This is a genomic window from Snodgrassella sp. W8158 (assembly GCF_016100435.1).
GTDB classification, from domain to species: domain Bacteria; phylum Pseudomonadota; class Gammaproteobacteria; order Burkholderiales; family Neisseriaceae; genus Snodgrassella; species Snodgrassella alvi.
The window spans coordinates 46,990-58,092 of record NZ_JACFSM010000008.1 but is presented as its reverse complement, the minus strand read 5'-3'; the positions used below and the strand labels follow the sequence as shown (position 1 = coordinate 58,092).

Below are 11,103 nucleotides of genomic sequence, written 5' to 3'. Positions count from 1 at the left end.
ACTTGATTCAAATGCGATGTGGGGACGGAGAAGGTTAGGTCATCGATCTGTTGGAATAGATCGTTTAAGCCGGTAGGTGGAGCACTCAGGCAAATCCGGGTGCTCAACACCGAGAAGTGATGACGAGTGTCTACGGACACGAAGTGACTGATACCACGCTTCCAGGAAAAGCCACTAAGCTTCAGTTTGAATGAAACCGTACCGCAAACCGACACAGGTGGGTAGGATGAGAATTCTAAGGCGCTTGAGAGAACTCAGGAGAAGGAACTCGGCAAATTGATACCGTAACTTCGGGAGAAGGTATGCCTCTTATGGTGAAGGATTAACTCTGTAAGCTATGAGAGGTCGCAGAGAATAGGTGGCTGCGACTGTTTAATAAAAACACAGCACTCTGCAAACACGAAAGTGGACGTATAGGGTGTGACGCCTGCCCGGTGCTGGAAGGTTAATTGAAGATGTGCAAGCATCGGATCGAAGCCCCAGTAAACGGCGGCCGTAACTATAACGGTCCTAAGGTAGCGAAATTCCTTGTCGGGTAAGTTCCGACCCGCACGAATGGCGTAACGATGGCCACACTGTCTCCTCCTGAGACTCAGCGAAGTTGAAATGGTTGTGAAGATGCAATCTCCCCGCTGCTAGACGGAAAGACCCCGTGAACCTTTACTGTAGCTTTGCATTGGACTTTGAAGTCACTTGTGTAGGATAGGTGGGAGGCTAAGAAGCAGGAACGCTAGTTCTTGTGGAGCCGTCCTTGAAATACCACCCTGGTGACTTTGAGGTTCTAACCCGGATCCATAATCTGGATCGGGGACCGTGCATGGTAGGCAGTTTGACTGGGGCGGTCTCCTCCCAAAGAGTAACGGAGGAGTTCGAAGGTTACCTAGGTCCGGTCGGAAATCGGACTGATAGTACAATGGCACAAGGTAGCTTAACTGCGAGACCGACAAGTCGAGCAGGTGCGAAAGCAGGACATAGTGATCCGGTGGTTCTGAATGGAAGGGCCATCGCTCAACGGATAAAAGGTACTCCGGGGATAACAGGCTGATTCCGCCCAAGAGTTCATATCGACGGCGGAGTTTGGCACCTCGATGTCGGCTCATCACATCCTGGGGCTGTAGTCGGTCCCAAGGGTATGGCTGTTCGCCATTTAAAGTGGTACGTGAGCTGGGTTTAAAACGTCGTGAGACAGTTTGGTCCCTATCTGCAGTGGGCGTTGGAAGTTTGACGGGGGCTGCTCCTAGTACGAGAGGACCGGAGTGGACGAACCTCTGGTGTACCGGTTGTGACGCCAGTCGCATCGCCGGGTAGCTAAGTTCGGAAGAGATAAACGCTGAAAGCATCTAAGCGTGAAACTCGCCTGAAGATGAGACTTCCCCAGGGATTTAATCCCTCTAAAGAGACGTTCGAGACCAGGACGTTGATAGGTCGGGTGTGGAAGAGTGGTAACACTTGGAGCTAACCGATACTAATTGCTCGTGAGGCTTGACTCTATCATTTGAAGAACTTCGTGCAGCAAATGCACAGAGAATGATAAAGCTTACTGATGAATACACATCATCACCGAGATTAAGGCTTTCTGATTTGACAGTTTAATGTCTGGCGGCCATAGCGGGTTGGTCCCACGCCTTCCCATCCCGAACAGGACCGTGAAACGACCTAGCGCCGATGATAGTATGGATTGCCCATGTGAAAGTAGGACACCGCCAGACTCCCTATAGAAGAACCCGGTTGATTAGTCAGCCGGGTTTCTTACTTTAAGTGCTGAGAATAAAACAGAAGAAAAACAATACCGCAGCAGCCATATGGCTGCTGTTGCTGTATCTAGGTCAGAGAGGGGAAGGACTGCTGACGCAGTGCTTCGTAGAGGACGATGGCGGCGGCGTTGGACAGGTTCAGTGAGCGGATGTGCGCTGCTGCGGAATTCGCAGACATTGCTCGGCGCGTGCCTGTGCGAATGCCCAGGGCAGTTCAGTAATGGGTTATTTTTTAATTATTGTCATTTTATTTTTGTTTTTTGCTATTGATTAATAAAATTTAAAAAATACTCACCTATTTTTTGAGCCATTAATGGTGGAACAGCATTTCCAATTTGTTTTGCTTTAGAGACTTGAGTACCATAAAATTTATAATGCATAGGAAAAGTTTGTAATAAAGCAGCTTCTCTTAAAGAGATGGCTCTGTTCTGTTCAGGATGCCCATATCTTCCATTAGAATAACTTATACAACGTGTAGTTAAAACACTAGCTGGCTTATCCCAAGCCATTCTGGAATAAGTATCATTATGTCCTTTATATTTTTTATGGCAATTTAATTTAAGATGGGATGGCCAAGTTTCTCGACCACCACCTTCTTTGGTGTGTTTAATGCGTTCTAAATTTATTGTTGATAGCCTAGCTGCCTGATGATCTTCAATGTACATATGTTTTTCGCCTGCTTTAATTGCGGGTAAGTTATATATCCAATCTCGTACAGTCGAAAACTCATTATCTTGGAGATAGTTATGAAAAGGAAGTGTAATCTCTAAATTTTTAGCACCAATTAATACAAGACGTTTTCTATTCTGTGGAACTCCATACCATAGTGCTGAAACAATTTTAAAATCATAGCTATAGTTTAAATTTTTGAGTAGATTTAAAAAATCGTTGAATGGTGTAGGTAATTTTCCAACCTTTTGTATTCCAGGGACATTTTCAATAAATACTAAATCGGGTTGAAATTCTGCGACAAAACGACCAAACTCATTAAGTAAAGATCTTCTAGGATCAGATGCATATTTATTTTTATTTTGTTTAGAAAAGGGTTGACAGGGAGCGCAACCAGAAAAAAGAACAAATCCTTTCGATTGTGCTAATTCAACTTGTTCTCTTATCGAAGATGTTGGAATATTATGTATGTCATCGTTTATAACTTTTGCATGTGGAAAATTCAACTTAAATGTTTCGCATGCATCTTTATCATAATCTATACCTAACATGATATTCATTTGTGCTTGCTGAAATCCTTGACTGGTTCCGCCACATCCAGAAAAAAAATCAAATACTGATATAGACCTATGCTTCATAATTATTCAACATTTGTTTTATTTCTTCTAATTCCGCAGGATTAGTTTCAAAAATACGATTAATCAATGTTTTGGATATCGTGAAAATTTCTTCCGATGAAACCTCTCCATACCCGATTTCCTTTATTGTATACTCCTTGATTCGTTTTTTGAAATAATCTTTATTATCTTTGGTTTCAATATCTGGAATGTTGATTTTGTCATCTTTATCTAAAATTTCAACTATAAATTTTTCTGGGTAATCAAAATTAAAATAAAAAACATTGTTTTCAATAAATTTCCAGACTTGTGATAATAATTCATTTTTTTCTGTTTCATTACTACTGCCACTGCCACTTGGATATACTTTTACTTTTCCGTAATAATTTTCTATTGTTTCTGCCAATTTAGCTTGAGGAATATTTTCATGATTTGGAAATTGATTATTATTTTCTATATATGCTTTTGTTTTTTTATCACCATCTAAAAAAATAATGCATTTAATATTAGCAGCAGCAAGAACAGATGTAGCTTTTGTTGTTATTATATCACCGCCACCCACATAAAACTTACATGTAAATCTACTTGCCAAATTGTTATTTTGATCAATTATACGAGTTATGATTTCATGAGCGAGTTTATCTTCCACATAAATGACAATTTTTTCTGTTTGAACCCCAATTTCTTCAAATGCATGTAAATAATGAATATTTTTTAATATTTCTACTTTGTGTGTGCTTTGATTTTCAATAAATAATCTAATTGCACTTGGCGGTAAACCTTCAATTAAAGCAGGTGCATGAGTTGAAATAACGATCTGATGTTTATTTATTAATGCTTGATTCATTAAAAAATCCATTAATTGTACCTGAGCACTAGGATGTAACGAAACTTCTGGTTCATCTAATAGTATTAGACTTCTTTCCTTACAACGCATAATCTTGAAAATCAAAGAAACAATGGAATACTCACCACTACCCGCAAAAGCTTCAGAGTATGTTAAATTATGTGAATTTAGGATCGCTGTTCCGCCTTCAACTTTATCAAAAAATCTATGTTCTATATAGTGAATACTAGAATAATTTTTGCCTAAAATATCAGATATAATTTTCACTTCTTCTGGTTCTAACTGATAATTAATTTTGTTTATTATTTTCTCACTACCATTATATTTAACTTTAAAAAGATTTTTTTTTATTGCTTGACTAAGCCTATTAGTTCCTCTACGAATTACTTCTTTTTTATTTGATAATTGACTTAATTTGTTTGAATGATAAAAATATTTATCAAATGCGCTAATGTGAGCTTTGAAATTAACATATAAAACAGGTTTATTTAATTTTCTCCACCTAGTTTTAGTTTTTTGTGCTGAAGATGGATGTTTGTTGAAAAGCTTCATTCCATCTTTTAAAATTGGTCTAGATGTTTCCCAATAGTCAGAATCACTGGATTTTTGATTATTAATTTGTAATACTTCTGCAATTTCTTTAGTGTTTGGATCTTGATAGGTGTAAAAATATCTTGGGAATTCCTCTTCGGTATTAAAGCTATCTATTAATGTTCCAAACCAGTAATCGCTTAGATTAGTATTTTCACGTATAGCATATAGTGCCAAAAGTGCAGAACTTTTATTTGTTCCATTTTTTCCGATTAGTACAGTAATAGGAAAATCTAATTCTAATTCTTGCGATGAAGCAATATTTTTAAAATTATGAAATACAACCTTGCGAATGAATGGCTCAAAATTAGTCATTTGATTTTTATAGCATTGTGTTAATTTCTCCAAATTTGATTTATTCATAACTTCCTTTGGTCAACTTGGTCATATAGGTAATAAAAAATTAAATATTAACAAAATTAGAATGCTACTATTTTGATATCAACTTAAAAAAACAAATATAGAGTTAATTTATATAGAATTTATTGTTTTTTATAATTATTTATTGTTGTTTTAAAAATACAAAAATGAGTATTAAGACCAAATTTTATTATATAATTTATCTTGATTTAATTTTTACTGTTTATTTTATATTCAAAAGTTTTTTCTTTTTATTATATTATCCTAATTACATACATAACAATTTGAAAATAATGAATCAGCAAGATAGTCAGTTCTCATCTAATCAGTTATTTCTTTCGGTTATTTTAATGGTAGCAGGCGCACATCTGTGTAATGACCTAATTCAGTCGATGCTGACAGCTACTTATCCCTTACTGGAAGAAAAATATCGTTTAAGTTTCGCTCAGGTGGGTTGTATTAGTCTGGTATATCAGCTTACAGCTTCAATTTTACAGCCCGCAATCGGTTATTACACAGATAAGCATCCGAAACCTTATTTATTACCATTAGGTATGGTTTCAACGACGTTTGGCTTGTGCATGCTGGGTTTGGTCAGTCAATTCTATTTATTATTACTGGCCGCAGCATTTCTAGGAGTAGGATCATCTACTTTCCATCCTGAGGCATCCCGTGTTGCACGTAATGCTTCTGCTGGTCGGTTTGGTCTGGCTCAGTCGGCATTTCAGGTAGGCGGTAATCTGGGTTCATCACTTGGGCCGCTACTGGTGAGTTTGGTTGTGCTGAGATATAACCGGCAAAGTAATATTCTGTGGTTTATCGTTATTGGTGTAATTGCTATTTTGCTTTTGTGCCGCATCAGTGCATGGAGTGCTCGTCATCTGGCCGCAAATAGACACAAGGCAGCAGCAAATTGTATTTTACCTTATGATAAAAGTAAGACTGTTCTGGCCTTATTCATTCTTGCCGTATTAATTTTTTCTAAATTTTTTTATATGGCCAGTATGAGCAATTATTATAGCTTTTATCTAATTGAAAAATTTGCTCTAACTAAACAATCTGCAGTGTTATTTCTATTTTTATTTCTGGCCTGTGTGGCAATTGGTACGTTTGTCGGAGGTCCAGTAGGTGACCGTATTGGTCGGAAATATGTTATTTGGTTCTCTATTTTAGGTGCTGCGCCTTTTACTCTGGCCTTACCTTATGCAAATCTTTGGGGTACGGCGCTGTTAAGCTGTTTGATTGGTTTAATTATATCTTCAGCTTTTTCGGCAATAGTGGTTTATGCTCAGGAGTTGATTCCCGGCCGCGTCGGCATGATTGCCGGTCTGTTTTTTGGTTTTATGTTTGGGATGAGTGGAATTGCAGCAGCAGTTTTAGGATATGTGGCCGATAAAACCAGCTTACAACTTATTTTTAAATTTTGTTCTTTCCTGCCATTACTTGGAATACTGACAATTTTGTTACCGGATGTGGAGCGGTATAAACGCTAAAATACCCAAAGACCATTGTTCATGGCCTTTTTATTAATATACGAAATCAGATTAAATGATTTTGAGTTGTTTTAAAGAAAGTTTCAGGAAAGCATAAAAGATAGGCGCAAAAATCAATCCGATTACGCCAAATAAGCTTTCAGACAATACCATTGCAATCAGCAGTTCGCAAATGCCGGCGTGAATTTTGTTACCAATTATTTTGGCATTGAGTATATATTCGATTTTATGGATGATAATTAGATATAACAGGACAATTACCGCCATCCAGAATGAAATAGTAAATGCAACCAGACACATAATAGTATTGACTATGAGGTTGCCAATAATGGGGATCAGCCCAAGAACGAAAGTAGCCAGTATCAGGCTTTTGCTGAAAGGCAGATGAATACCGAATAAAGGTAATATGATAAGCAGGAAAATAGCAGTCAGAATGGTATTAAAAAAGGATATCACTACCTGTGAGAAGGCAACATATTGAAATACCAGTACCAGACGATTTAACCCCTCTTTGAGTGCCTGCATATAAATTGTTGATGAGGAATGGGTTTCAGTGATATTGCGTTTGTTCTGCTGATAGCCGGCAATCAAACCGATAACCATACCAATGATGATGATTAGCAATGAATGAAATAATTGCTTAACTACAGACTGAAGATATAGAACATGTTCTTTGATAAAGTTTAGTGCATTGGTTCGCAATTCAATCAGATTATCAGGAATATATTTATTTAGTTCTTTGGGCAGTGAGCTAGCAATGCTGTTAAATAAGCTTTGAATATGAGTAAGGGTTTGTTGCGGATCTTTGGCTACGCTGATTACCCAGCTAATCAGGTAACCAAAGCCGCTAATGAGTATTGCCATGATGAGCAGTGAAAGTAATAATACGGAAAAAAGTTTGGCTTTATTGCCCCAGCGATGCATTTTTTTGGCCAGAAAATCTTCAAGCTTCTGTGTCAGGGTATAGGTGAGTAAGCCGGAAATAACACCGGACATTAAGTGTATTTCCATAAATATGATAAAAAAGACAGAATACAATACTACAAAAAACAGTCCTATTTTTTGTTGCTCATCTAAAAGCATAATTTTTCCCGGGTTAATTTTTATAACAATAAAATTTTATTTCAGACAGAATTCATCTTGCTGGCTGTCTTGCTGCCAACGATATTCGATTCTGGTTGCGATTTGTCGGGCAACGGTTTCTCCGGCCCTGTCTTGTACAAAGGCTAAAGCCATATCCATACCTGCACTAATACCTGAAGATGTGTAGTATTTCCCATCTGTAACCCATCTGGCTTTTTCTATCCATTGAGTTTGTAACGATGAGGTTTTTACCCATTCGAAAGAGAGTTTATTGGATGTTGCTCGTTTTCCATCAAGTAATCCTGATTTAGCCAGCAGAGCACTGCCTGTGCATACTGTTAATACATACCGGCTTTTTTGTGCCAGTTGCTTTAGCTGGTTGATATAGTCGGCTTCGAGGATAAGTGTTCTGGCTCCTGTTCCACCAGGAATGAAAAGCGTATCGATTTCGGACTGCGGCATCGTGTTAAAACTTTCGGTAGCAATCTGTACACCATCTCGATTGCTTATTAGGCCACCATCACGGGAATAAAACTGCATTTTCCAGTCTGGAACTTTTCCAAATATTTCTACAGGTCCGAAAACATCAAGGGTTTCGAAATCAGGATATAGAATAATTGAGATGTGCATCATTTTTCCTTAGTGTAGACGGGTTGAAAAGATAAATTTCTGGATATTGTTTTGAATATGACTAGCATATCATTTTTTCACTTCTCAGATGCTTATTTGTACTTGGATAGTGGAGTCTAAAATTAGGAAAATCCAAAAATATAGGATATGAATTTATCTAGATATAATTAAAATTTAGACTATTTTTCAGTTAGATATGAATTTGTGAAGTATTCGAACTTAATCCGTGGATAATTCTGTTGTAAAAATATAAAAATGTTGTAATCAGAATAACTAGTAATGCTGAAATAAATTGAAAATGAGCTGATTGACAGAGGTGAACTGAGAAAAGACGAGTGAAGAGTTTGAAGCTTATAAAACTGAGAATAACAATAAGCATACATGGATAATAGTTTTTCCAGTATTGCTTAAGTTTAGCTGATGTAATTTTGTTTTATAAATGCAGGATTAAAAAACACATAGGCTGTCAGGTTTAATAAAAGGTCAGACTTTGCTGATGCTCTTCTGACCTTTTATTGAGCAATTCTGGCTTAGTTGTTTTCAATAATGCGGTTATTGAGTGGCTGAACCGGCCGGTTGTTATTTTTCGGCAGATAATGAGAAATTTCTTCGATTTCATCCTTGGACAGGGTAATCGGCTGACGGAATAAGATCCACGTTACCGGTTCACTGCATGGTGGAGTAGTCAGTGAACCGGTATAGCGATAGTAGCTGTGATTTTTCGGATAAATGTGTTCAGGGTTGAATAATATATCGGTGTTTTCACTGCTATTTTTGGCAAGTTGTTTAAATATGGATAATTTTTCAAAGTAGGAGTTTTCTTTGCCTTCCTGTACAAATACGGCAATGACAAGATTACTGTGATCAGCAGCCTGATGAACAAAATGTAATTCCAGCGGATAGCGGACACCATTAATCGTGTGCTCAGCCGGTTCATGAGCATGAAACTGAACCAGTTTGTATGTTTTGTTTTCGTAGCTAAATGTGCTGTTTGCATCAAAGTTAAACTGAAGTGAATGACCATTATCAATAATTTGCTTAATATCGGCATGTTGATAATTAAATTTCAGTGCCGGTAATTGCTTATTGTTTTTGCTGTCAAAAATATCAATAGGGGATTGAGTTTTGCCTGATGCACAAGTTTGTGCATCAGGCAGGTTACCCCAGTTTTCCGGTGCATTATCACCTTGATAACCCCAGTGGGTTTGTTCTGCCATGGCAGAGGTAGCCAGACCAAGACTAAGACATAAAGCTAAAATATTTTTTCTCATGATGTAGTTTCTATGGTTTATTATTTTTTAGTTTAGTCTTATTTGGTAAAGCTGGGTAGTATTTTTGTTGTTAGAATTTGATATATTATTAATATATTAAATATTTTTTATATAGTATTCTATTTCTGGTTTAAATCATGTTGAATCTAAATTTTAAATTACCGTCAATAGGAACTGCAGTTTGTGATGGTGTTATATAAAAAACATCAATTAATTTGCTATCAAATAAAATATATAAATCAAGTTTGCGACAGTACTTACTGTTAAATGGTAAACGTAGTATATGTAGAGCTCTTTAGATTAGTAAAATTAGTCTAATGCAGAACCTCAAAAAGTATTTTTGTATATCGCTAACTTTACTATTAAAAATCCATTCATCTTTTGAATAAGTATCTCCATCTGATATGAATTTTTTATATTCATCTTCAAAATCAATTAAAGCTACAATTTTGTATTTTCCTTCGTTATGTTTATATAACAATGCCCACCAATGGAGATGGGAATTATTATTTTGTATTTTGTGTAGTACGTCATTTTTTTGAAAATAAAAAATAGTTTCATCGTTCTTTATTAAATATGGTTTATTAATAGATTTAAGGTAATTAAAAACTAAGAAGGAGTAATAATTAGCGTCATCGGCCATAATATAGAAATCATCACCCATACTAGTTTTTAACTTATTAATTGTATTTTCACTGGGAGTGACTAATATAACTATATCTTTGTCAAAAATAATTTTTGTTTTTTTCTCGAATAGTATTAAATTATTTTGTCCTGCTAAAGCCGTGTGGAAAGAAAAAAATATTAAGCAGAAAAATATAAATAATGTTTTTTTCATAATAATTAAAGCCCCCCTTCTAATTGTTGATTTATCTGGATATGATAGCAATCATTTTCAATTAAAGCATGATCTGCTTAAGCTCTTATTTGAGCTAAAAATTGCTTAGAATCAGTTAATCCAGAATTGACATCATGCTAAACATATATAATTAGTTTATCATCAAAAAGTTAATTTTTATTGTAAATCTCTATTTATCAATTAATAATACATTTAAATTTTTTCTACCTTTTGGCGTAATTGTCAATTCACGATTATTATCATTTTGTTTAAACCATTCTTGTTGTAGCATTGATTGAAGCAATAAAGTCCCTAATGGACCGCCAATATGATCCCTATGCTCAGTAAAATCTATACAGCGCTTTCCAACACTAGCTGTATTAGATACGTTGATTAATAGCTTATGTCCTTTAAAAAAATTTTTACCAAGTTCAGTAACTATAAAAAAATTATCTTGTATAACAATAAATTCATTATTAATAAATGACTGCGTAAGTGCAGCAGACCATGAACCGGCTAGATGTTTATAACATGTTCTTGCCTCTTTAAATTTTTCTTTAGTGTTAGTATTGGATAAAAATAAACACTCTTTCGGGGGAATAATATTAAAAGTTGATTCAATAAACATTGCGGTATCTTGATTTTTTATTTCATAGTAATGGTGTTTACCACATGCCCTGTGATGAATAAGATCAACATTTTCTAGTTTTTTTAAATGAAAACGCGTAGCCTGTGGCGACAGATTCAGTCGATTTGCTAACCATGAGGCTGAAAGAGCTCTGCCATTCATTAATTCAGTGATAATTATAACTCTACTGAAATCAGACATTGCGTCTGAAAATCGTATTAAATCCTTACAATATAATTTATTCACTCTTTAGAATCTCCATGAAAAATCTATGATTTTTATTATTATTCAATTTGAAATCAATTAAGCACAGCGAATTAAT

The 11,103-nt window shown here is 35.7% G+C and carries 8 protein-coding genes and 2 rRNA genes (1 of these 10 only partly in view); 3 read left to right on the top strand and 7 right to left on the bottom strand.

The features are described 5' to 3' along the window. Together H3V11_RS11150 and rrf are read left to right on the top strand one after the other, a co-directional pair. Positions 1 to 1,490 (top strand): 23S ribosomal RNA (locus H3V11_RS11150); it begins 1,585 nt to the left of the window's first position. A 105-nt stretch (positions 1,491 to 1,595) separates the two neighbouring features. Next, positions 1,596 to 1,709, top strand: a 5S ribosomal RNA gene (gene rrf / locus H3V11_RS11145). 308 nt (positions 1,710 to 2,017) lie between these two features. On the opposite strand, the gene H3V11_RS11135 is transcribed toward rrf, so the two are convergent. Continuing rightward, positions 2,018 to 3,061 (bottom strand): DNA cytosine methyltransferase, encoded by a 1,044-nt coding sequence (locus tag H3V11_RS11135; protein WP_041879922.1) that lies wholly within the window; start codon positions 3,059 to 3,061, stop codon positions 2,018 to 2,020. Further along, positions 3,051 to 4,841: an ATP-dependent endonuclease gene (locus H3V11_RS11130; RefSeq protein ID WP_198207741.1), complete on the bottom strand. Its 1,791-nt coding sequence runs from the start codon at positions 4,839 to 4,841 to the stop codon at positions 3,051 to 3,053. Before H3V11_RS11130 ends, H3V11_RS11135 begins: the two co-directional genes overlap by 11 nt. A gap of 290 nt (positions 4,842 to 5,131) precedes the next feature. On the opposite strand from H3V11_RS11130, the gene H3V11_RS11125 reads away from it, so the two are divergent. Further along, a complete protein-coding gene (locus H3V11_RS11125) occupies positions 5,132 to 6,331 on the top strand; it encodes an MFS transporter (RefSeq protein ID WP_198225027.1) in 1,200 nt (399 codons plus the stop codon). 51 nt (positions 6,332 to 6,382) lie between these two features. On the opposite strand, the gene H3V11_RS11120 is transcribed toward H3V11_RS11125, so the two are convergent. From H3V11_RS11120 to H3V11_RS11100, 5 genes are all read right to left on the bottom strand, one after another. Further along, positions 6,383 to 7,414, bottom strand: coding sequence for an AI-2E family transporter (locus H3V11_RS11120; protein ID WP_198186703.1), 1,032 nt, complete (start codon positions 7,412 to 7,414; stop codon positions 6,383 to 6,385). A gap of 36 nt (positions 7,415 to 7,450) precedes the next feature. Further along, positions 7,451 to 8,044 (bottom strand): DJ-1/PfpI family protein, encoded by a 594-nt coding sequence (locus H3V11_RS11115; protein ID WP_084552699.1) that lies wholly within the window; start codon positions 8,042 to 8,044, stop codon positions 7,451 to 7,453. A gap of 530 nt (positions 8,045 to 8,574) precedes the next feature. Continuing rightward, complete coding sequence (locus H3V11_RS11110; RefSeq protein WP_084552700.1) at positions 8,575 to 9,315, bottom strand: carbonic anhydrase; 741 nt, start codon at positions 9,313 to 9,315, stop codon at positions 8,575 to 8,577. Positions 9,316 to 9,610: 295 nt separating this feature from the next. Next, the gene (locus tag H3V11_RS11105) at positions 9,611 to 10,153 is read right to left on the bottom strand and encodes a hypothetical protein (protein WP_198225025.1); all 543 of its coding nucleotides are present in this window, start codon (positions 10,151 to 10,153) and stop codon (positions 9,611 to 9,613) included. Positions 10,154 to 10,343: 190 nt separating this feature from the next. Then, the gene (locus H3V11_RS11100; RefSeq protein ID WP_198225023.1) at positions 10,344 to 11,027 is read right to left on the bottom strand and encodes a winged helix-turn-helix domain-containing protein; all 684 of its coding nucleotides are present in this window, start codon (positions 11,025 to 11,027) and stop codon (positions 10,344 to 10,346) included. Between the last annotated feature and the right edge of the window lie 76 nt (positions 11,028 to 11,103).